The 23,266-nt window shown below is 38.9% G+C and carries 16 protein-coding genes and 1 pseudogene; 10 read left to right on the top strand and 7 right to left on the bottom strand.

Annotation, left to right across the window (positions count from 1 at the left end; genetic code table 11):
• Nucleotides 1-66: 66 nt before the first annotated feature.
• The 3 genes from SAGCYANO_RS09145 to SAGCYANO_RS09135 form a co-directional block, all read right to left on the bottom strand.
• Nucleotides 67-741, bottom strand: coding sequence for a hypothetical protein (locus SAGCYANO_RS09145; protein ID WP_202219783.1), 675 nt, complete (start codon nt 739-741; stop codon nt 67-69).
• A gap of 540 nt (nt 742-1,281) precedes the next feature.
• Complete coding sequence (locus SAGCYANO_RS09140) at nt 1,282-1,482, bottom strand: hypothetical protein (protein ID WP_237396001.1); 201 nt, start codon at nt 1,480-1,482, stop codon at nt 1,282-1,284.
• 70 nt (nt 1,483-1,552) lie between these two features.
• On the bottom strand, nt 1,553-2,539 hold the full coding sequence (locus SAGCYANO_RS09135) for a TerB family tellurite resistance protein (protein WP_202219781.1): 987 nt from the start codon (nt 2,537-2,539) through the stop codon (nt 1,553-1,555).
• 1,690 nt (nt 2,540-4,229) lie between these two features.
• Between SAGCYANO_RS09135 and SAGCYANO_RS09130 the strand changes: the two genes are divergently transcribed.
• The 8 genes and pseudogenes from SAGCYANO_RS09130 to dusB all read left to right on the top strand — a co-directional run bounded on the left by SAGCYANO_RS09130 (nt 4,230) and on the right by dusB (nt 16,814).
• Entirely contained in the window at nt 4,230-4,901 is a 672-nt protein-coding gene (locus tag SAGCYANO_RS09130) for a hypothetical protein (protein WP_237395999.1), read from the top strand.
• Entirely contained in the window at nt 4,871-13,642 is an 8,772-nt protein-coding gene (locus SAGCYANO_RS09120) for a pre-peptidase C-terminal domain-containing protein (RefSeq protein ID WP_307785853.1), read from the top strand. The genes SAGCYANO_RS09130 and SAGCYANO_RS09120 overlap by 31 nt, the downstream gene beginning before the upstream one ends.
• Nucleotides 13,643-13,770: 128 nt before the next feature.
• Nucleotides 13,771-13,917 carry a hypothetical protein gene (locus tag SAGCYANO_RS09115; protein WP_202219779.1) on the top strand — a complete coding sequence of 49 codons (147 nt, stop codon included), beginning with the start codon at nt 13,771-13,773 and terminating at the stop codon, nt 13,915-13,917.
• Nucleotides 13,918-13,964: 47 nt separating this feature from the next.
• Nucleotides 13,965-14,192, top strand: a complete 228-nt coding sequence (locus SAGCYANO_RS09110; protein WP_202219778.1) for a DUF433 domain-containing protein — start codon at nt 13,965-13,967, stop codon at nt 14,190-14,192.
• Between the two features lie 2 nt (nt 14,193-14,194).
• On the top strand, nt 14,195-14,557 hold the full coding sequence (locus SAGCYANO_RS09105; protein ID WP_202219777.1) for a DUF5615 family PIN-like protein: 363 nt from the start codon (nt 14,195-14,197) through the stop codon (nt 14,555-14,557).
• Between the two features lie 379 nt (nt 14,558-14,936).
• On the top strand, nt 14,937-15,188 hold the full coding sequence (locus SAGCYANO_RS09100) for a hypothetical protein (protein ID WP_202219776.1): 252 nt from the start codon (nt 14,937-14,939) through the stop codon (nt 15,186-15,188).
• Entirely contained in the window at nt 15,185-15,601 is a 417-nt protein-coding gene (locus SAGCYANO_RS09095; protein ID WP_202219775.1) for a type II toxin-antitoxin system VapC family toxin, read from the top strand. The genes SAGCYANO_RS09100 and SAGCYANO_RS09095 overlap by 4 nt, the downstream gene beginning before the upstream one ends.
• A gap of 185 nt (nt 15,602-15,786) precedes the next feature.
• A pseudogene (gene dusB / locus SAGCYANO_RS09090) lies at nt 15,787-16,814 on the top strand (tRNA dihydrouridine synthase DusB).
• 479 nt (nt 16,815-17,293) lie between these two features.
• On the opposite strand, the gene yidD reads toward dusB, so the two are convergent.
• Complete coding sequence (gene yidD, locus SAGCYANO_RS09085) at nt 17,294-17,695, bottom strand: membrane protein insertion efficiency factor YidD (protein ID WP_202219774.1); 402 nt, start codon at nt 17,693-17,695, stop codon at nt 17,294-17,296.
• Between the two features lie 850 nt (nt 17,696-18,545).
• Here yidD and chlP point away from each other — a divergent pair.
• Nucleotides 18,546-19,766, top strand: a complete 1,221-nt coding sequence (gene chlP / locus SAGCYANO_RS09080) for a geranylgeranyl reductase (protein WP_202219773.1) — start codon at nt 18,546-18,548, stop codon at nt 19,764-19,766.
• Between the two features lie 1,580 nt (nt 19,767-21,346).
• Nucleotides 21,347-21,970 carry a DUF938 domain-containing protein gene (locus SAGCYANO_RS09075; protein WP_202219772.1) on the top strand — a complete coding sequence of 208 codons (624 nt, stop codon included), beginning with the start codon at nt 21,347-21,349 and terminating at the stop codon, nt 21,968-21,970.
• A gap of 124 nt (nt 21,971-22,094) precedes the next feature.
• Here the strand turns inward: SAGCYANO_RS09075 and SAGCYANO_RS09070 are convergent, their stop codons facing one another.
• The 3 genes from SAGCYANO_RS09070 to SAGCYANO_RS44460 all read right to left on the bottom strand — a co-directional run bounded on the left by SAGCYANO_RS09070 (nt 22,095) and on the right by SAGCYANO_RS44460 (nt 23,244).
• Nucleotides 22,095-22,742 carry an ATP-binding cassette domain-containing protein gene (locus SAGCYANO_RS09070; protein ID WP_237395998.1) on the bottom strand — a complete coding sequence of 216 codons (648 nt, stop codon included), beginning with the start codon at nt 22,740-22,742 and terminating at the stop codon, nt 22,095-22,097.
• Nucleotides 22,743-22,866: 124 nt separating this feature from the next.
• Nucleotides 22,867-23,085: a hypothetical protein gene (locus tag SAGCYANO_RS44465; protein WP_237395997.1), complete on the bottom strand. Its 219-nt coding sequence runs from the start codon at nt 23,083-23,085 to the stop codon at nt 22,867-22,869.
• 69 nt (nt 23,086-23,154) lie between these two features.
• Entirely contained in the window at nt 23,155-23,244 is a 90-nt protein-coding gene (locus SAGCYANO_RS44460) for a hypothetical protein (RefSeq protein WP_237396004.1), read from the bottom strand.
• Between the last annotated feature and the right edge of the window lie 22 nt (nt 23,245-23,266).

Raw genomic sequence — 23,266 nt, 5'->3', positions numbered from 1 at the left:
TTTAATTTGATTAGTAAATAAAAATCTATTTTTTCTAGAGAAAACCACTTTTTTGTAATGCAGTTATTATAACTTTTTATAATTTTTTAAATAAATTTCCGATAAAATTTCGTCTAATTTTTCACGGTCTTCTACTTTGACATAATTAAGATCTAAGTCAATATTTTCACCTTTTACAGGCAACTTAGTACCGCCCAAAGGTACTCGAATAAAATCAGCTAATTTCCCATCAGTCATGCCATGATAGGAGAGAATTTTGTTACTAGACTCTCCTTTTTTTAACAGCGCGGCGGCGGCACCGTCGGCGAAAAAAAGTATGGAGTTTATATTTTTATCCGAGTAATTAAGCAACTGGGATAATTTATCGCTACAAACAACTAAAGCATAATTTAAGCTCGAATCTGCTAACAACATATTTCGGCAAATATGAATACCTAAATTGCCACTGTTGCAAAAATTTCTAACTTCAAAAGCATGAGCATTTTCAGCACCAATAGCAGCTTGAATTTTGGCTGCGGGAGACCAAAATCTGTAATCGTAATCTCCCACACCACAATAAGCAATTAAATCTATTTTTTCTGGTTGAATTTGAGCTTTCTCGATCGCCGATATTGCTGCTTTAATTCCCATATCGCTAGGATGTTCGTCTTCCGCAGCAATTGATTTTTTTTCCATGCCTATTTTTTCTGTCAAAACCCACAGGGGAATATCTGCTAGTTTAGCGATCGCTTCGCTAGTCATAACTCCTGAAGGAATATAATAACCAATTGTTGCAATACCAACTGTTTCATTATTTTTTTATTTTCAATCATACAGTTTCTATTCTTTAGTCAAACATTTCACAATTATATATAACAGGTAGTAGGCAGTAGGCAGTAGGGGTAAATAATTGATAATTTATGTGTAATAATTGATTTGATTTTTATCAAAATAATATGGGTCTAAAACCCCGCCTTTTAAGGCGAAATATTTTTGGATAGCTGCTCAAAATCCCCGTTACAAAAATAACTTCTGACTTCTGACTTCTGACTTCGTTAATATCATGCCTATGTCTATTATATATCCATGATAATTTTCCCTTATTTTTTATTTATCGTGATTTTACCCAAGGTAGACTAAAGAAATAAGATAAGTAGATTTTAAGTTTTATAATTTACAGACTTTATACTTATATTATATTGATTAAATCACTATTATTTTAGTGTAATAAATATGCTGCTTATAGTCCAATACAGTTCATATAATACCAAAACTAATAAGGTATGGAAGATGGAAGCATAATTAGTAGCTGTTCAGATTACATAACTGCAAAAAAAATCCCTCTTCCCTCTTCCCTCTTCCTTCTTCCTTCTTCCTTCTTCCTTCTTCATAAAAATTGATTAATTCGCTTACCGAAAAATTGTGGTTTAAAGCCTCCCCTTTTAAGGAGATAATAAGCGGTCGAGGGATGGCGAGGTCTCCTCGCCATATCCAATCGACCAAGAGAAGAAAAATTTTCATTATTAGTCAATCCTCTTCTTTTCAAGGAGAGGTAATTATTAATTATTAATTATTAATTATTCATTGTTGAATCATCTTCAGAATTTATAGAATTTATTTCTGTAGGAAGAGTTAAAGTCACAATGCTGAAAAGATTAAGACTGCGATAACCATCAGATATAATATCTGCATATTCTTTAGAATAAAAAGGACCGCTATTATAAGCAAATCCTTCTCCTACTTCATATCTTGTTAATTCTGGTAGTGAAGTAGTCACTACTTGAACCTGTCGTTCGTTTTGTGGCGCTACTATTACATGATATCTAGCAGCATTTGACTCTTGACTAATATATTCAGAAAGTAAGCCATCTAATTCTCCCATAATTAGCCTTTCTTTTTCAGAAACTTCTTCATCAATATTCACCAGAGCATTGATAATATCTTTTAACTCTGATACTTGTTTCTGTGGTGGAGAAGTTGCCAAATAATCATTGACATCCTGACGTAAATTTATCAAATTTACAGAACTATTTTCTGTTTGATTTTTTGTGAAATTTTCCCAGGAAAAATGGATATCCCAATGATCAGCAAATGATTGAATAAACTCTTTTTCTCTGGGGTCAATTACTTCATCAATCATAGCTACCTGACTTAAAATATTGATGATTTTTTTAGCTCCCGAAGGTTTTAAAAATGACTTAGCTAAATCTCCAGCTTCTTTTCTTTCAAAATTAAGAGCTTCTTTGATTAAAGTCCAGAAGCCTTTTTTTCTTTCTCCTGGTACCCATAATGACATTCCTACAAAAATATAGAACAATGCCAAACCATTAAATAATATGTTGTCTATAAAACTTACATATTCTTGAGTGAAAAGAGAGTTAATTGCAAAAATAGTTCCAATAGTAAAAGAAAGTAGATTACCACTAACAGATTGACTTTCTGCAACTACACGCTCATGTTTTCGCTTCCAGATTGGATTCATTGTTAAGTAAACTTCTGCAAGAGAAAATCCTATGGATAAAAAAGCTAATACAGATATTACTTTCTGAAAAATTTCCATGATATTGCTCCAAAATGTAACTTTGATAAATAATTTACCGCTAAAAATCTATTTTTAGCAATCAATATACAGTAGCTGAAATTGATGAAATATACAAGTTTTAGATTTTAGGGAGTAGGTAGGGATATTCCAATCTTTCTATAGAACCCATTTGATATCTCGGCAAAGGTGCGGGTTTTTGGCATAATACCAAGCATGAAAAAAGAATGTTACAAATAGTCAGGAGTATTAAAATAATTTATAGGAAATATCTATTGGACGAAAAATATAAATTACTATTTCATTAATGGATAATGGATAATTGATAATTGATAATTACCTCTGGTTAAAACCGCCCTTGATTGAATATAAGGAAATATTTTTTCTTCTCTTGGTCCATTGGATATGGTTAGGAAACCCATCCATCCCACCCTACGGGAAGCTCCGCTTTTCGCGCCAGCGTTGCAAAGCAAACGACCGCTTTTTTCCCTTAAAAGGGGAGGCTTTAAGGCGCGAATTATTTAATTATTAATTATTAATTATTCTGTAAAAAATGGTATAAAACCTATTCCTATAGATCTCCTGACTCCTGTATCCTGACTCAATCGCTGTCACCTAAATATTTGTAGCAAAGATTTATCAAACTGGCATAAGATATCTCCAATAATCAAAAATAAAATCAATTATCGTACAGGAATTATCAGTTCTTTCTCCCCCCATACCTATTCCCTATTCCCTCTTTTAATTTAAGCACCATCTCACTACAGGATAAGCTCATCTTAATCAGCTTTTACCGAATAATTAATAATTATTAATTAAATAATTCGTAAGCATTCAGCCGTCAGCTATCAGCTATCAGCTATTCCTTTTAGTTTACGATAAAAGCTTTATTAATTATCTTGCTAGAAAAGTTGGCTCCCTTCCCCTTAAATTCTATATTATATTAATTTAAACACTGTCCTATGTGAGATAGTCTTGTTGCTGTTTGCGCAGCATTCCGCAGGAAAAGCTGACTGCTAATAGCTGTTTGCGCAGCATTCCGCAGGAAATGCTTACAATAATTCTGGTTAAAAGCCTCCCCTTTTAAGGGGAAAAAAAGGGTGCATCTCAATGCGTGAATAAAGCCAAAAAATTATCGCTCTTAGGCAACAGGGAATAGGGAATAGGGAATAGGGAATAGGGAATAGGGAATAGGTAATATATAGGAAAAAGTATTTTTGCTTGCTATGAGATGCACCCGAAAAAAAGTGCTAGGATATTTCCTTATATTCAATTCCGTAACGGTTAAAACCAGAGATAATTATCCATTATCCATTATCCATTAATGAAAGAAGATTTTGAGAACTTTCATCATATAATCGGGTGCATCTCAATGCGTGAATAAAGCCAAAAATTTATAACTTTTAGGCAACAGGTAACAGGGAATATATAGGAAAAAAGTATTTTTGCTTGCTATGAGATGCACCCTATTAATCCCTATTTCTTGAGTACAATTACTTATCTCTTAATTGAGATGCACCCATATAATCATTGTTCATAGCAATGCAAAAAAACTTAATATAAATGTTAAAAAAACTCAAATTTTTACTATCAAAGTTGTTGTGAATATAAATTTAAAAATAACGAGAAATTAAGAAAATAGCAGAGATTCATGGAACTAATACCTCAATAAAATAACTTACTAATTGATTTAACAGACCCAGAAAATATCGTGTCAGATACTTTTCTTAACCAATCTTCAAGTGAAAGTGAAACAGAATTATTGGAGACCTCGACCAACACAATAGTAACAATCTCTGAATTAGAGAGTGAGGACTCATTCAGTATTTTAGAAACAGAAACAGAAATAATTCGTAGAAAAAAGATTAATGGTGAAAAAAGTAGCGATCGCTTAATTGGCACTAAGGGTAAAGATACTATTAATGGTGGCGCGGGGAATGATACTTTAATTGGTGGTGGAAATGCTGATGTTTTGAATGGTGGAAAAGGTAACGATACTTATCGACTTAATGCTAAAAATTCTGGGGGAAGTAAGATAATTGATACTGGTGGAAAAGATACCCTTAAGTTGAATGGAGCGCAACTATCTCGGGGTGGTTTAACTCAAGGTAAAGTTGGTTTTGAAAGAGATGGTTCTGACTTAATTATTGACCTGAATAAAAATGGTAAATTTGAGCAGGGTAAAGATTTAGTTGTGGAAAATTTCTTTGCGGCTCTTGGTCGAAAACAAGGTAGTGGTTTTATTGAACAAGTAGATAATCTTTCTGGTGAAGTAATTCTCAAGGAAAGTGGTGTTGTTAAAGTTGGGAATAACAAAAATAATCAACTTGAAGGTACTAATCAAGATGATGTATTAGATGGGAAAAAGGTAATGACCGTCTGACTGGAAAAGATGGTGAGGATAATCTTTCTGGTGGTGAAGGTAAGGATAATCTTTCTGGTGGTAAAGGTGATGATAATTTAGATGGTGGAAAAGGCAATGATAAATTAAATAGTAGCGCGGGGAATGACACTTTAATTGGTGGAGGAAATGCTGATGTTTTGAATGGTGGAAAAGGCAATGATACTTATCAACTTAATGCTAAAAATTCTGGGGGAAGTAAGATAATTGATACTGGTGGAAAAGATACCCTAAACTTAGGTGGGGCGCAGCTATCTCAAGGTGGTTTAACTAAAGGTAAAGTTGGTTTTGAAAGAGATAGCACTAACCTAATTATTGACTTGAATAAAAATGGTAAATTTGAGCAGGGTAAAGATTTAGTTGTGGAAAATTTCTTTGCGGCTCTTGGTCGAAAACAAGGTAGTGGTTTTATTGAACAAGTAGATAATCTTTCTGGTGAAGTAATTCTCAAGGAAAGTGGTGTTGTTAAAGTTGGGAATAACAAAAATAATCAACTTGAAGGTACTAATCAAGATGATGTATTAGATGGGAAAAAAGGTAATGACCGTCTGACTGGAAAAGATGGTGAGGATAATCTTTCTGGTGGTGAAGGTAAGGATAATCTTTCTGGTGGTAAAGGTGATGATAATTTAGATGGTGGAAAAGGCAATGATAAATTAAATAGTAGCGCGGGGAATGACACTTTAATTGGTGGAGGAAATGCTGATGTTTTGAATGGTGGAAAAGGCAATGATACTTATCAACTTAATGCTAAAAATTCTGGGGGAAGTAAGATAATTGATACTGGTGGAAAAGATACCCTTAAGTTGGATGGAGCGCAACTATCTCGGGGTGGTTTTACTAAAGGTAAAGTAGGTTTTGAACGAGATGGTACTAACCTAATTATTGACCTGAATAAAAATGGTAAATTTGAGCGGGGTAAAGATTTAGTTGTGGAAAATTTCTTTGCTGCTCAAGGTCGAAAACAAGGTAGTGGTTTTATTGAACAAGTAGATAATCTTTCTGGTTCAGCAATTCTCAAGGAAAGTGGTTTTGTTAAAGTTGGAAATAATAAAAATAATCAACTTGAAGGCACCAATCAAGATGATGTATTAGATGGGAAAAAAGGCAATGACCGTCTGACTGGAAAAGATGGTGAGGATAATCTTTCTGGTGGTGAAGGTAAGGATAATCTTTCTGGTGGTAAAGGTGATGATAATTTAGATGGTGGTAAGGGTAAGGATAAGTTAAATGGAGCAGCTGGTAAGGATACTTTAATTGGTGGAGGAAGTGCTGATGTTTTGAATGGTGGAAAAGGCAATGATACTTATCAACTTAATGCTAAAAATTCTGGGGGAAGTAAGATAATTGATACTGGTGGAAAAGATACCCTTAAGTTGAATGGAGCGCAACTATCTCGGGGTGGTTTAACTCAAGGTAAAGTTGGTTTTGAAAGAGATGGTTCTGACTTAATTATTGACCTGAATAAAAATGGTAAATTTGAGCAGGGTAAAGATTTAGTTGTGGAAAAATTTTTTGCTGCTCAAGGTAGAAAAAAAGGTAGTGGTTTTATTGAACAAGTAGATAATCTTTCTGGTTCAGCAATTCTCAAGGAAAGTGGTTTTGTTAAAGTTGGAAATAATAAAAATAATCAACTTGAAGGCACCAATCAAGATGATGTATTAGATGGGAAAAAAGGCAATGACCGTCTGACTGGAAAAGATGGTGAGGATAATCTTTCTGGTGGTGAAGGTAAGGATAATCTTTCTGGTGGTAAAGGTGATGATAATTTAGATGGTGGTAAGGGTAAGGATAAGTTAAATGGAGCAGCTGGTAAGGATACTTTAATTGGTGGTGGAAATGCTGATGTTTTAAAAGGTGGAAAAGGCAATGATACTTATCAACTTAATGCTAAAAATTCTGGGGGGAGTAAGATAATTGATACTGGTGGAAAAGATACCCTTAAGTTGAATGCAGCGCAACTTTTTAATCAAGGATTGAAAAAAGGTAAATTTGGTATTGAAAGGGATGGAACAGATTTAGGAATAGACCTGAATAAAGATGGGAAAATTCAGCCCAAGCAAGACTTAATAATTAAGGACTTCTTTGCTCCTCAAGGTGAGAAGAAAGGTAAAGGATTTATTGAAGTTGTCGATAATCTTAAAGGTAATCAAATTTTTAATTTGTTTAAGGATATTGAGCCACCGAAAATAGATGTTCAATTGGCTCAAGATACGGGTGTCAAGAAAGATGGTATTACCAAAAATCTCACGATTAAGGGTACTGTGGCAGATAATAGCAAGATTACTGAATTGCAGGCCGGATTTGATAATACCCCTGTGAAGGATTTTGTCGATGTATTAAAAGATGTCAAGAAAAATGGTCAATTTTCTTTGAATCGAAAGCGGTTAGAAACCATTAATGGTGGCCCACTGACTGAGGGAGAACATACTTTGAAATTTGTGGCCACTGATAAATTAGGCAATAAATCTGAGGTCTTTGAATTTGATTTTGTTTTGGATACTACCGCTCCCACTCCTAGCAGTGTATTTGGAAATTTGAGTACGGCACCTGAATTTGTGGATGTGTTGTATGACGAGGGGATGGATAAAAGTGCGTTTGCTCTTAAGAATTATACTTTTACGGTAGATGGCAAAAAGGTTAAGGTAAAGTCCGTAGATAAGTTGACCGATAATAGTGTCCGTCTGGAGTTTGCTAAACCTTTGGTATCTGGAGATTATGAATTAGCGATCGCTCGTGCAGTTAAAGATGTTACGGGTAATAATATTGCCAAAGGTACTACGTTAGAGTTTAGTGTTGTAACGCAAGCGGTGGAAATTTCTCCTACTAATGGTGAAGATATGGTGGCGTTAACCAGGGAAACTGTGGTGCGGTTTGGGAAGGAGGTGCAACCTAAGACGGTTAATAATAAGTCATTTTATTTAATTGCTAATGGGGAAAAGATACCGGGGCGAATTGATGTATCTAGTACGAAAGAGTTTGCCACGTTCTTTTACGACCAATCTTTGCCACCATCGACGGAAGTACGGGTAGTAGTTGATGGGAGTAAAATTACATTGGTTGGTGGCGGTAAGTTGGATGCGGATGGTGATGGTAAAGCAGGTGGCATGATGACTGCCGACTTTTCTACTTTGCCGTTGACACAGATACCGGGAACGGATGTGACTGGTTATGTGTACGACTCTTTTAATAAGAAGAATAATGGTAAAGATAAACCAGTGGTAGGAGCGACTATCCGTTTGGATGCGTTGCCCGGTGTGACAGCAGTGACGGATGAGAAAGGTTTCTTCCGGTTGGAGGACGTACCAGCACCGGAGTTTTCCGTACATATTGATGGTAGTACGGCGACTAATGCTCCCGATGGTACTGAATATGCAACGGTAGGTAAGTTGTTCCATAGCGTTCCCGGACAGGAAACTCGGTTGACTATGGATGGGGAGGAGTTTGATATCTATTTACCACCCATGGCAACTGGGGACGTTCAGAAGTTATCGAAGAATAAGGATACAGATGTTGGTTTTGGGGAAGCTGCGAAGGAACAGTTGGCAGAAATTTTGCCGGATGTCGATCCAGAGGTGTTTGAGTTGACTGAGGTGACATTCCCCGCAGGTTCCGCGCAGGATGAGGAGGGCAATGTGGCGACTCAAGCGACCATTATTCCGGTGTCGCCAGATCGGTTGCCAGCGCCGTTACCTCCTGGTTTGGAACCGGAGTTGGTGATTTCGATTCAAGCTGGTGGGGAAAATGGTTTTAGTCAAGCAGGGGGTGCGACTAATTTTGATGTACCCGCTCCCGTGACTTTTCCCAATTTGGAGGGGTTAGCTCCTGGGGAGAAAAGTTTGATTTGGTCGTTTAATCACGATTCTGGAGATTGGGAGGTTATTGGTACAGGTACTGTGAGTGCTGATGGTAAGGTTATTGAGTCTGATGAGGGTGTAGGAATATTGGCGCCTGGGTGGCATTTTGCGCAACCGGGGGTATCAACTGAAGGTGGTGGTGCTGCTAGTGGTAAAAGTTTGGGAGATAAATTATTAGAATTTCTAGAGCTATCTCTTGATGTTGTTGATTTAGCGACTGAGTTCTTTCGGGTATCTAAGCTGGTTAATTTTGTGATTGAATCGGCAAATGATGTTAATGATTTGATTCGTCAGATCGAGGCAATAAATCAGAACGACCAAGCATCATTGACTGATTACATATCACCAGTTTTAGATGTAGTAACAGATATAGGAGAGAATTTGTTTAATGCAGTAAGAGTTACACCACAAGATGTCGATAGGATTATTAGTGAATCTTTAGATGTTCTAGAAAGTTTGGGTAAGTTCACTGATAATAAGCAAGTTGAAGACTTTGCTAACGATGTGAAGTTTGCTTTGTCAACTATTAACAATTCTCAGGGTGGAATTAAGGAGCTTATTCGTCTAAACAACGATGTGCAACAAAAAATACTGCGAGAAAATAGTGACTTGTTTTCACAGTCGAATAATTTTGAAACACCTTTGAGTCAGCAGACAATTCAAGAATTCCAACAACTAACGAATCAATTAGATGAAACATTTACTCCCTTTCAAGACTTTGATGTTCAACAAATAGAGTCAAGTGTGGAATCTCTGGAACAAATCATTGATTCCAACCAAACTATCCAAAATGATTTGGCTCAGTCAATCAGACAACAACAGCCAGAAAGTAATCAAAATCAGAATCCTTTATTTTATAAGTTCGAGAATCTATCAGATGGATTTGTACAACGGGGAGAAGTAGATAAAAATGATGGTTTCCGTAATCTTGTTCTTGCACCAAACAGTTCATACAAACTTGAATATTTCGATTCTGTAAATCGAGAACAAGGTGCAATAGCAATCAATACAGGAGCTAGTGGAAGTAATACGATAATTCCACCCGCAGTCTTAATACCAGCAGAGGTTTTAGATTTTCCCGATAGAGATAATGATAATTTTTCCGATCGGGTTGAAAATATAATTGGCACAAATCCTAATAACCAAGACTCAGATGGTGATGGTATCAGTGATGCAGCCGAAATCGAACAAGGACTCGATCCGCTAGAAGGTCTTTCCTTCCCCACAGGTATAATTGCTAGTCTCCCTCTCCAAGGTAACGCCAAAGCAGTCGTCGTAGAAGGTTCCACCACCGATACCGGAAACCAAACTGCCTACGTTGCCACAGGTTCCCACGGACTCGCCTTAGTGGATGCTTCCCAATTCAATAACCCAGTAGTTATGGGTCAAATCGACCTCGAAGGAGATGCTACCGATGTTGCAGTCGATCCAAATTTACAAATTGCAGCAGTTGCATCTAATAATGGTGGCTTACACCTGATAGATGTCTCCGATCCAATGCAACCTAACCTCCAGCAAACCATCAACATAAACACAAATAAAGTAGAAGTTGCCAATGGTATTGCCTATGCAACAGTAGGAAATTCTTTATGGGGAATAGATTTATTAACCGGACAAACTCTAGAAACCACCAGTTTACCTGGAAACGGTACAGTAACTGATATCGCCAAAGAAGGAAGCAAACTATATACCTTTACTAACGGTTCCGACACTCTATCCGTCATAGATATTGATGGTTCTGCAACCATCCTCGGCCAACTAAAAGTCAATATTGCTTCTCGAGAAGTCGGCATTACCGCAGGCAACGGTGTCGCCTATCTCGCAGGCAGCGGTTTACGAACAGTAGATGTCTCCAACCCTGCCAAACCAAAATTGATCGGGAATGCCGATACTTTCTTCACCGCCCGTGACATCGCTCTCAACGGTTCCGGTTTGGGATTAGTAGCAGCAGAAAATCAAGGACTGCCAATCTACAATGTCGCCAAACCAGAAGTCACCGATGCTTTAGTCACTCAAGTGGATACTCCAGGATTTGCCACAGATGTAGCGATCGCTTCTGGAATAGCTTTCGTTGCGGACGACAGCAGGGGATTGCAAGTGATTAACTATCGTGCTTTTGATGACAAAGAAAGAGCGCCTAGAGTCACTATTAGCAGCGATCAAATAGATATAGACTCGAATACTCAAGGTATTCAGGTAATTGAAGGTACGACGATTCCTATTAATGCCAATATTCGGGATGACGTGCAGGTGCGGAATGTAGAATTGTTAGTCAATGGGGAAGTGGTACTCAATGACGTTTCCTTCCCATTTGAACTAGAAGCAGTCGCACCTAATATTACCCCAGATTCCAAGAAAGTAGAGATTCAAGTGCGGGCAACCGATACAGGTGGTAACAGTACCTTATCCGATGCGTTAACATTTAACCTGGTTCAGGATACCTTCGCTCCTCAAGTTACGACTACAACTCCGGGCGCAAATAGCATCGTGCCTGATGTTCCAGCGATAACCGTTGAATTCAATGAAGCGATTGATGCTTCCTTAATTAATCTATCGGGAATCAGCTTGACAAATCTAGGTAGAAATGGTAAGCGTGGAGGTGGTGACGATAAAGCGATCGCTCTCAGTACGGTAGAAACATCTTCCGACAATCGTCTGGTTATTTTACCAGAAACATCTCTAAAGCGAGGCACTTATCAAGTAAAGATTGATAATTCCATAATTAGCGATCGAGCGGGTAATGTTTTGGATTCGCCCTTATCTTTTGAGTTTAGAAATGCAGGCGATCCGGGTAATACATTCGATACGGCCTTAAATATTGGTGGTTTAAGTAAACCTCAACTGTTCAGTAACTCTGTTGGAGATGGTAATAATAATGACTATTATCAATTTGAACTAGCACCAGGAGAAAATTCCCAAGCTTACCAAGTTGACCTGCTCCTAAATGGATTAGCTGCGGATGCAGATTTGTCTCTATTCGACTCTAGTGGTGGAACCATCGCTACTTCTGTGATTGGTGGCACAAATGCTGATTCGATTAACAGGGTGCTAGGTCCAGGAACCTATTTTGTACTGGTATCTGGCAACAGCGAGACAGATTACAATCTGAACTTGGAAGCTACCACCATTCTCGACCCAGTAGGAGATACCATAGAAACAGCTTCTAACCTGAATATTTTAAGGAGACCTCAAGCATTAACAGGGAAAGTCAATCAAGTTAACACCAGGAACTATTATCAATTTGAACTAGCACCAGGAGAAAATTCCCAAGCTTACCAAGTTGACCTGCTCCTAAATGGATTAGCTGCGGATGCAGATTTGTCTCTATTCGACTCTAGTGGTGGAACCATCGCTACTTCTGTGATTGGTGGCACAAATGCTGATTCGATTAACAGGGTGCTAGGTCCAGGAACCTATTTTGTACTGGTATCTGGCAACAGCGAGACAGATTACAATCTAAATTTGGAAGCTACCACCATTCTCGACCCAGTAGGAGATACCATAGAAACAGCTTCTAACCTGAATATTTTAAGGAGACCTCAAGCATTAACAGGGAAAGTCAATCAAGTTAACACCAGGAACTATTATCAATTTGAACTAGCACCAGGAGAAAATTCCCAAGCTTACCAAGTTGACCTGCTCCTAAATGGATTAGCTGCGGATGCAGATTTGTCTCTATTCGACTCTAGTGGTGGAACCATCGCTACTTCTGTGATTGGTGGCACAAATGCTGATTCGATTAACAGGGTGCTAGGTCCAGGAACCTATTTTGTACTGGTATCTGGCAACAGCGAGACAGATTACAATCTAAATTTGGAAGCTACCACCATTCTCGACCCAGTAGGAGATACCAGAGAAACAGCTTCTAACCTGAATACTTTGAGGAGACCTCAAGCATTAACAGGCAAAGTCAATCAAGTTAACACCAGGAACTATTATCAATTTGAATTAGCACCAGGAGAAAATTCCCAAGCTTATAATTTTGACCTGACCCTGAATGGATTAACTGCGGATGCAGATGTACACCTGTTAAACAGTCGTGGTGGAGCGATTCTATCTTCTCGTGAAGGTGGCACCGCAGAGGAATCTATTAAGGGTATACTTGCTCCAGGAACCTATTTTGTACAGGTATCTGGCACCAGTGAAACTGATTACAATCTGAATTTGGGAGCTACGGCAATTCCAGACCCGGTAGGAAATACAACAGAAACAGCTTCTAACCTGAATACTTTGAGCGAACCTCAACAATTAACAGGGAAACTCAATCAATTTGATACCAGCGACTATTATCAATTTGAATTAGCAGCAGGAGAAAATTCCCAAGCTTATAATTTTGAGCTGACCCTGAATGGATTAACTGCGGATGCAGATGTACAACTGTTAAACAGTGGTGGTGGAGCGATTCTATCTTCTCGTGAAGGTGGCACCGCAGACGAATCTATTAACGGTATCCTGGCTCCAGGAACCTATTTTGTACAGGTATCTGGCACCAGTGAAACAGATTACAATCTGAATTTGGGAGCAAACGCTGTATTAGATAGCTCTGGAAACACTACCGACAATGCTTTAAATATTGGTATTCTCAGTGGAACAAGGAGCTTGAGGGATTTCCTCAATTCATTTGACACCAGGGACTACTATCGCTTTGACTTGTCAACAGACAGTAATTTCACCCTCACTCTAAACGAATTAACCGCAGATGCAGACGTGCAACTGTTAAACAGTAGTGGTGGTACTTTCGCCAGTTCATCTAATGGTGGTACTGAATCTGAATCTATCAATACTCCCCTATCAGCAGGTACTTATTTTGTTCTAGTTTCTGGCAGCAGTGAAACAGATTACAATCTAACCCTATCTGCAACCTAATGGATAGAGCGATCGCTCTTGGGGTAACAGCTCAACAGCACTAACCCCCAAGAGTCATCTTGAACCTTCACAGAAAAATCAAATAATTTTAACTTCTCAAAACCTGCCCAGATTAGGCCGAGTCTCCCTTGCTACCAGCATCCAGAACTCGTGCAAGGGCGGTTTTTTTTGTCGCGGATGAGGAAATAGCGATCGCCTTCCTGAAACTGGTAGAGAGCGATCGCCCCTTCAATAGCTATCTGGGTGGAACGTTGTCAAAAAAAGTAACTGATTAAATCTAGGTTTTTGAGATATAATCGTATCAGTTTAGACAACAAAACTGATGAAAAACCGAATCGTTATAGACCCCAAAATCCATCCCGGCAAACCAATAATAAAAGGAACCAGAATTCCCATTACCCGAATTATTGGAGGACTGGCAGGAGGCATGACCGTAGAAGAACTCTGCACCGAATATGAAATCAGCACCGAAGACGTTCTGGCTTGCCTCAGCTACGCTACTAGCTTAATTGAGGAACAAGAATTTTATCCATTGCAACTAAGAGGGTAGCCATGCGATTCTTAATTGACGAAGATTTACCCCGCTCTACAGCTAAGATAATACAAAAGTACGAACATGAAGGTATCGATGTGCGCGACATTGGTTTGAGAGGTGCAGAAGACTCACAAGTTGCAGCAATAGCAAAAGAACGTGGCTTGTGCCTTTTAACCGGTGACTTTGACTTTGCCGATATTCGCAACTATCCTCCCAAAGAATATCCAGGCATTGTAATTTTTTACATACCAAGCAATGTTACTGTTGCTTACATTCTCAGTTTGATCGAAAGTTTTTTGCAACAAGAGCAAATTCTCGAACAGTTACCAGGGAAATTAGCAATTGTTGAAGCAGATAGAATCCGCATCCGTAACAGTTAACGATAGCTGAGGAGCGATCGCCCTTGCATACTGGTCGCGATCGCTTTTTGCCACCTTAACAAATCGAAAACCATTACTATAATGATGTCATATCAAATACCCTGGCTTCGGAGTAATATAATTATACCGTCAGTAGGGGCGTTAACGATAGTTATGCGCAAGCTTTCGGCCGTTTGCTGACGCATAGCTCCGAATGGTGCCCCTACAATATTGACTATTTTTCCTTAATGCTGAATTATACCGATGCTACCAGATTTTATATCAATGGATTTTTCGATTAGTATTATAACCAGTAAAAGCGATCGCCCCAAACCACCTTGACAAACTTAACACCGTCGCGCTACCCTGAAAAAGAAGCACTAGAAAACCAATCATAAAGATGACAAAACGATTAGAAGAAGCGATCGCAGCCCTAGCCAAACTTCCAGAATCAGAACAAGATGGTATTGCCACTCTAATTCTAGAAAAAATTGCCTTGGAAAAATCTCATACAGAACCTGTAGCAAAACCTTTCTGGCAGAAAATCCAAGAAATAGGCGCTAAAGTACCTCGGGAAGAATGGGAAAAACTGCCGACAGATTTTGCCCGCAACTTTGAAAGCTATATGTATGGGATGCCAACAAAAGAGTGAAACGGATATTTTTAGATACTTCTTATCTTCAAGCTCTGGCAGACGAACGCGACGATTTACACAATAAAGCCCTCGCAGTATCTGAAAGTAATGGTGTCTATGCTGGCGTAACTACCGAAATGGTACTAACTGAGCTACTGAACGCTTTCTCCAACCGAGGAGAATACCTGCGACAGGTTGCAATAGAAATCGTTGAAGCTTTGCGTGGCGATCCAAACATAGAAATTATTCCCCAAACCGCCGACCAATTTGAGAAGGCAATGAAATTTTACCAACAACGACTGGACAAAGGCTATAGTCTCACCGACTGTGCTTCCATGCTAGTTATGAAAGAACAGAACTTATGGGAAATAATGACTTACGATCGCCATTTTACGCAAGAAGGATTTTATGCCTTGCTGAGAGACAATTAGCTAGTAATCAATGGCTTAAAATTTCTGGAATACGAAAAAGCGATCGCTTTCCCTAAACTGGAAAAAGAGCGATCGCCCCTTCAATAGCTATCTGGGTGGAACGTTGTTAAAAAAGTAACTGACTAAATCTAGGTTTTTGAGATATAATCGTATCAGTTTAGACAACAAAACTACTGATAACTGAAATGACTGTTCTATCTCCTGAATTAAAACAAAAATTAGCTACTCCACTCAAAATTGGCAACTTTGAAGTTAAAAGTCGCGTTCTCCAATCACCATTATCTGGTGTAACAGACTTAGTATTTCGTCGTTTAGTACGTCGCCATGCTCCAGAGTCAATGATGTATACCGAAATGGTAAATGCTACAGGATTACATTATGTGAAAGAATTACCTCAAATAATGGAGGTTGATAATAATGAACGACCAATTAGTATTCAATTATTTGATTGTCGCCCAGATTTTTGGCAGAAGCAGCAGAAATGGCTGTAAAAGAAGGGGCGGATACTGTTGATATTAATATGGGTTGTCCTGTTAATAAAATAACTAAAAATGGCGGTGGTTCCTCATTATTAAGACAACCAGAATTAGCTGGAGAAATTGTTAGTAAAGTTGTAAAAGCTGTACCTGTTCCTGTTACTGTAAAAACAAGAATTGGTTGGAGTAATAAAGAAATTAATATCCTTGAATTTGCGAAAAGAATGGAAGATGCTGGTGCCCAAATGTTAACTTTACATGGTCGGACTCGTGCCCAAGGATATAATGGCCCGGCAAAATGGGAGTGGATTACAAAAGTTAAGGAAATACTTTCTATTCCAGTTATTGCCAATGGGGATATTTTCTCTGTGGATGCTGCAATACGTTGTTTGGAAGAAACTGGTGCTGATGGGGTAATGTGTTCCCGTGGTACTTTGGGTTATCCTTTTTTGGTGGGAGAAATTGATTATTTCTTGAAAAATGGTGCAGAAAAAGTAGCCCCCACTGCAGTAGAAAAACTGGAATGTGCTAAAGAACATTTACAAGCACTATGGGAATATAAGGGCGATCGCGGTATTCGTCAAGCTCGCAAACACATGACTTGGTATGCAAAGGGTTTTCCTGGAGCAGGGGAGTTGCGGGGTCAATTGGCAAAAGTGGAAACGGTGGAACAAGGTTGCGATTTGATTGACAAGGTAATTGAAAATTTGGTAGTCCTGCATAGTAATGGTAAATAGGAATAAGCTAGTGTGGGCATCTTGCCCGCGATTTAGGGCATCCTCGAAGCAAGGGAGCAAGATGCTCCCACTACTGTGTCTGGTAACAAAAATAATTACAATGCACCACCACCGGAAATTTATAGTACAAAGAAGGAGCTTATACCGTTTCACGGAACTCAGAAGTCAGAAGTTAGATTTGAGGTTACTAAAAATTCTGACAAGACAATAGTTTCAGGCAATTATTCAACATTGAAAGTTTGAAACTATTTGTGACTTTCTTAAAGTGAATTGGTATTAACATTCCTATGTTTGAGCTATTCCATCATTCCTAAAAGTAATAGACTTCTCCAATAATAAAAAATAAAATCAATCATCCCATAGAAATTATCAATTCTTTCCCCTCCTGGGAGGGGTTAGGGTGGGTTCCCTACTCCCTACTCCCTCTTTTGGTGGAGATGTCTAATAGACTGGATATTTGCCAACTATACCTATGATGATTACGAACCACAACAGTCAAAGTTTGGACTACAATCTAATTCACAGCTACCACAATCTAATTCTGGGAAATCACAGTCATTACAGTCTGGCAATACAGACTCACAGCTCTCTTCCGCTACATCACCACAACAATTAATGAACTTAGAACCTTGTTTTTTTTTGGATTTCTTTTCGAGACTAACTGCTTGTAACTTCAAAGTCTGATTAGCCTCTTTACAAGCTTTAAACCTTTGACGTGCAGCTTGAATAGCTGTCAAAAAATCTTGCTCCATAAACATACGCTTTATATATTGAGAACAAGATTCATCACCGTACAATATTCTATGGGCACAAGAAAATCCTTTTCTCGGCGAAATGTACTGCTGATATCCGTCAATCAAAGCAACAGCAATTTTATTCATAAAAGAAGATATTAATTCAGGCCAATTTATACTACAAAAATTAAACCCTCATTTCCCAAGATTTACCTCTATTGCCTATTTTTATCTTTTCTGCAGTAGGTTTAATACCCCACCGTCTACACGGTGCTGAAAATTGTTTGGGATTATAATACCAGGGGTGTTAACGAAGTCAGAAGTCAGAAGTCAGAAGTCAGAAGTTAACCCACCCCTAACCCCTCCCAACCCACCCCTAACCCCGACCGTGGAGGAGGGGAAAGTAAGGATTTGAGAAAAGCTCCAAAATATTTCGCCTTAAAAGGCGGGGTTGGGCGACCCATGTTATTTTGATAAATGTTTGCTACTAATCTCTGTTGTCTGTTCCCTGTTGCCTATAATTAGAGTTTTGTAACATTCTTTTTCAAAATGTTATAAGACAGGGTGGCTGGTCGTTGACTATCCATAAGCAATTTTCCCTTCTGCCTTCTGCTTTCTGCCTTCTTCAAAAATTACCAAAAATTAATGTATAAAACCTCTCTATTCATGGAGAAAAAAGCGGTCGAGGGATGGCGTTTTGCTCCGCAACATATAAAGCGGAGCAGCTCTGTCAAGAGCAGGTCTCCTCGCCATATCCAATCGACCAAGAGAAGAAAAAAAGTCCTTTTAACCCAATCCTCTCCTTGAAAAGAAGAGGTAATTCTAAATTCTAAATTCTAAATTCTAAATTCTTGAAAGAAGTCCATTTTCAGAAAAAGTATCAAAGTATTAAGGTCTGTTGCAATTTCTTCACATACCCTCAGAGAATCAACTATGACACACAAGTCCGTGATACCATCCCAATTTGTAAGTATAAAAAAAGATTGGGAGAAGACCTTTGACTCTAAGAGTTGCTGTAGTTGGTTCTGGCCCAGCAGGTTCATCTGCTGCTGAAACTTTAGTAAAAGCAGGTATTGAAACTTATTTATTTGAACGTAAACTAGATAATGCTAAACCTTGCGGTGGAGCTATTCCTCTGTGTATGGTTAGTGAATTTGACCTACCATCAGAAATTATCGATCGCCGCGTCAGAAATATGAAAATGATATCTCCCTCTAATGTTGAGGTGGATATCCATATACGAAAACAAGATGAATATATAGGTATGTGCCGTCGGGAAGTTTTAGATGGCTTCCTGAGAGACCGAGCAGCTTCTCTCGGAGCTAACCTGATTAATGGCACGGTTTATAAACTGGATATTCCTTCTAATGATAGAGACCCCTACACTCTTCATTACTCTGACCATTCAGAAGGTAATGTCCAAGGAATAGCTAAGACCTTAAAAGTAGATTTAGTTATTGGAGCTGATGGGGCCAACTCCCGTATAGCGAAGGCCATTGATGCTGGAGATTATAATTACGCGATCGCTTTCCAAGAGCGTATTCGTCTGCCAGAACATCTCATGGCATATTATGAAGATCTAGCAGAGATGTATGTGGGTGATGATGTTTCCCCAGATTTCTATGCTTGGGTATTCCCCAAACATGACCACGTTGCTGTGGGTACTGGCACAATGAAACCTAACCAGGCCAGAATTAAACAGTTACAAGCAGGTATTCGCGCTCGTGCTGCAAAGCGTTTGGAAGGTGGAGAAATCATCAAGGTAGAAGCTCACCCAATTCCTGAACATCCTCGTCCTCGTCGGGTTCGTGGTAGAGTTGCTCTAGTGGGAGATGCTGCTGGTACTGTAACTAAGTCTTCTGGTGAAGGTATTTATTTTGCGGCTAAGTCTGCTCGGATGTGTGCTGAAACTATTGTGGAGACTTCTAATAATGGTGCGACTATTCCTACTGAAGCAGATTTAAAACTTTATCTGAAGCGGTGGGATAAGAAGTATGGCATGACTTATACAGTATTAGATATTTTACAGAGAGTATTCTATCGTTCTGATGCTACTCGCGAAGCTTTTGTAGAAATGTGTGCTGACCTGGATGTGCAGAAGCTAACTTTTGATAGTTATTTGTACAAGACTGTCGTACCTGCTAATCCTTTAGTTCAGATGAAGATTACTGCTAAAACTATTGGTAGTCTTCTCCGGGGTAATGCTCTAGCACCTTAAATTTAGTTAAAATCCAACTTTGATGTCGGCAAGGGGTCTCCCGTTATACAAATGTTAACGGGAGGGAATTGCCGATCAACAAATAAACCGCGTAGCGTCCGCTTAGAGCTTGCATTGTGTGCTTTTTTGTGTTATTCTTGATTATATAAGGAGTAGCGGTAGTACGCACCTGAGAGAACCATGAAAACAAATAGCGAGTATGGGGTTCAATTGGTGAAGTTCACCGCTCAACCCGTGAAAAGGTAAAACTCTTGAGGGAACTTTCTGGAGTACAGAATTGTTTAGTACAAAAAGGCGGTGGGTCTCATCGTCTCTGTCTGTGTGAGGGTTAAGTGGTTGCACTCCCTGTGTTTCGCTCCGCGACATGTAACGCGCAGCGTTGCGCCAGCAAAACAGAAAGCCCGCGTCCGTGAGGAAGGGATGCCTATATCATAATCTTTGATTTGATGTAGGAGAATGTCACAATTAACAAAAAATAGTGAGAAGTCCCGCGTTCTCTTGCAAGGGAACGTCGGGATAAAAGCGACCATGTTATAATATAAGAACACAGGGGGAGGGCATCACCTCTGTATAAACAGCAACTCCTTTGCGGGTTGAAGAATCCGGCGTTGTCGCTCAAGCACAACGACGGGAGTATGTCAAGGTTGATATGTAGAGTATTTTGCATAAAAGTTAAATATTCTACTGACTACTCAAAAATATGGGGCTGTGGCTCAGATGGATAGAGCAAGCGCCTCCTGAAGTATCGGGCACCATGTGAGGAAACTCCGTGAGTGAATGTGGTCAAATTCAAGGAAGCCTAAGTCTATTATTTGTAGATATGGTAATCTTGAGCCAAGCTTTACCTAATTATTGGTGAAGAAGGTGCAGAGACTAGAGTTTTGAGGAGAAATAAAATTCTGCTTAAACTAGGCCACCACCTAAAGCTATTTTGGAGCTATGGTGAAGGGATAGTCCAGAGAGTGGGGAAACTCACACAAATCTGAAGCGCTAGGTCGCGCGTTCGAATCGCGCCAGTCCCGTAAAATAAGCAGTCAGCAGTCAGCAGTCAGGAAAAATGTTTAGAAGGATTTTAACCCCTCCGCTTCCGGTTTAGAAACCGGGGTTTTAACCCAAGTAGGGGCGAATGGCCATTCGCCCCTACAAGCTGAATGCTAAAAGCTAATAGCTAGTAAAAAAATTTAATCATTACCGAAAAATTGTGGTTTAAAGCATAGCCTTTGAAGGGGATAATAAAGAAAAATTTTCATCTCTTTGTCAATCCTCTTAATTGATCGCAAGATGTAATTCTAAATTCTAAATTCTAAATTCTAAATTCTTGAACGGGGATAATAAAGAAAAATTTTCCTTTGAGTCAATCCTCTTATATAAAATCCGGTTAAACAGTCGTCATTGCGACGATAGGAAGCAATCTCCGCGCACCCTTGAGATTGCTTCCTTCCACTCCGTTCCAGTCGCAATGACTTGGATATAGTAATTATCCGGATTTTATATTATTTACTAAGAAGAAGTAATTCTAAATTCTAAATTCTAAATTCTAAATTCTAAATTCTAAATTCTAAATTCTAAATTCTTGAACTATGACTTCTTTTAGCGATGCTCGGGAATATGCTCCCGCAACTGAGCGCAACCGCTCATTTATTTTGGAAGTGCTACAGCGAGTTTTGCCGCCAACGGGAAATATTTTAGAAATTGCTAGTGGTACGGGAGAACATTCTGTTTTCTTTTCTCCCCAGTTGCAACCTCGTCAGTGGTTTCCTTCTGACCCTAACCCAATGTTGCGCGATAGTATTGTAGCTTGGCAACAACATAGTCCGTCAGATAATCTGCATTCTCCTCTTGATATTGATGTGCGAGAGTCAGTTTGGGCGGTGGAAAAAGAAGGTATTGAGATTGCTGCTATTGTCAATATTAATATGATTCATATTAGTCCCTGGTCAACTTGTCTGGGATTAATGGCAGGTGCGGGACGTTTGTTACCGAAGGATGGGGTGCTATATTTGTACGGTCCATACAAACAAGGTGGGGAACATACTGCACCGAGTAATCTGAGTTTTGATGAGTCTTTGCGTTCTCAAGATCCTGAGTGGGGATTGAGAAATTTAGAGGATGTTATAGCAGTAGCGGAGAAGGAGGGGTTAAGGTTTGTGGAGATGGTAGAAATGCCTGCAAATAATTTGTCTGTGATTTTTCATAAAAACTAATTTGAAGAAGCAGTTAGTAGGTTGGGTTGAGTCAGGGAACTCAACACATATTGGTCTTTGTTGGGTTGCGCTTGCGCTTTTTATGTTGCGGAGCATTTTATGTCAGTACCAGCAAAAACCCAACCTACGGTATCAATGGTTTTTTACCGGATGTCATTAATAAACCTACCTCTTCAACTGTAGCGGTGGCAGCATCTAGAATATCAACAAACTTACCTTCATATATAATGGCAATACGATCGCTCATTGCCATGACTTCTTCTAATTCTGTGGAAATATATAAGATAGCTGCCCCCTGTTGTTTTTGAGCAAGTAAAGCTTGTTGTACATATTCTGTAGCACCGATATCTAAACCACGGGTAGGTTGCATTGCTACTATTAATGTTGGTTTTCCAGAAAGTTCCCGTGCTAGGATAATTTTTTGTTGGTTTCCTCCAGAAAGTTGATTGACTTTTAATTGTGGATGACTGGCACGAATATCAAATTTTTCTATGGCATTTTTCCCGTGATTATTTATTACTTCGGACTGCAAAAAACCATAACGACAAAAAGGCAAAAACTTAAACAATTTCAAAATCAAATTCCGAGCAATACTAAAATTCATAATTAACCCCATTTTCTGGCGGTCTTCGGGAATATATCCAACTTTTAAATTGTCTACAAATTCGATCTTTCCTCTCTCCACAAAACGCAAACCGTTAATAGCATCGGCTAATTCTCTTTGACCATTGCCATCGACTCCTGCTACTCCTAAAATTTCTCCACTATGCAATTGAAAAGATAAATTATTTACTGTAGATAAACCTCGGTCATTTTTGACTTCTATATTTTCACTTCTAGAATAATTTTACCTTTTTCCGCAGCAATTTTATTGGGACAGGACTTACGCACGGAAACTAAATCAGTGAGGGCGAATGCCATTGGCTACGCACAACTACGTTAACGCCCCTACTTATGGCGTTTTCAAGGTTAATTTGCGTAATTCCTGTGGGAATTAAATTGACTTCTCGACCTACCATTATTTTAGCTAATTTATGGGCAGTAGTTGCTGCTGTTTTGATAGTATCTACCACTTTTCCCCGACGTAAAATTGTGACAGTATCACAAACATTCATTACTTCTTCTAGTTTATGACTGATAAAAATAATTGTGTGATTATTTGCTGCCTAACTGTCGCAAAATATTCAGCAAGAATGTACTTCTGCTGGAGTTAAAACTGCTGTAGGTTCATCTAAAATTAAAATTTTTGCTTGACGATAAAGTACCTTGAGAATTTCTACCCGTTGCTGAATACCT

Origin of the sequence: Okeania sp. KiyG1 (genome assembly GCF_014132355.1) — a bacterium.
Taxonomy (GTDB): Bacteria; Cyanobacteriota; Cyanobacteriia; order Cyanobacteriales; family Microcoleaceae; genus Okeania.
This window is presented reverse-complemented; position numbering and strand designations above follow the sequence as displayed.

Coding starts and splice junctions, on each gene's coding strand:
- SAGCYANO_RS09100 (WP_202219776.1), top strand. CDS start 14,937: ATGACAAAACGATTAGAAGAAGCGATCGCAGCCCTAGCCAAACTTCCA.
- SAGCYANO_RS09075 (WP_202219772.1), top strand. CDS start 21,347: ATGACTTCTTTTAGCGATGCTCGGGAATATGCTCCCGCAACTGAGCGC.
- SAGCYANO_RS09135 (WP_202219781.1), bottom strand. CDS start 2,539: ATGGAAATTTTTCAGAAAGTAATATCTGTATTAGCTTTTTTATCCATA.
- yidD (WP_202219774.1), bottom strand. CDS start 17,695: ATGAATAAAATTGCTGTTGCTTTGATTGACGGATATCAGCAGTACATT.
- SAGCYANO_RS09110 (WP_202219778.1), top strand. CDS start 13,965: ATGAAAAACCGAATCGTTATAGACCCCAAAATCCATCCCGGCAAACCA.
- SAGCYANO_RS09105 (WP_202219777.1), top strand. CDS start 14,195: ATGCGATTCTTAATTGACGAAGATTTACCCCGCTCTACAGCTAAGATA.
- SAGCYANO_RS09145 (WP_202219783.1), bottom strand. CDS start 741: ATGACTAGCGAAGCGATCGCTAAACTAGCAGATATTCCCCTGTGGGTT.
- SAGCYANO_RS44465 (WP_237395997.1), bottom strand. CDS start 23,085: ATGAATGTTTGTGATACTGTCACAATTTTACGTCGGGGAAAAGTGGTA.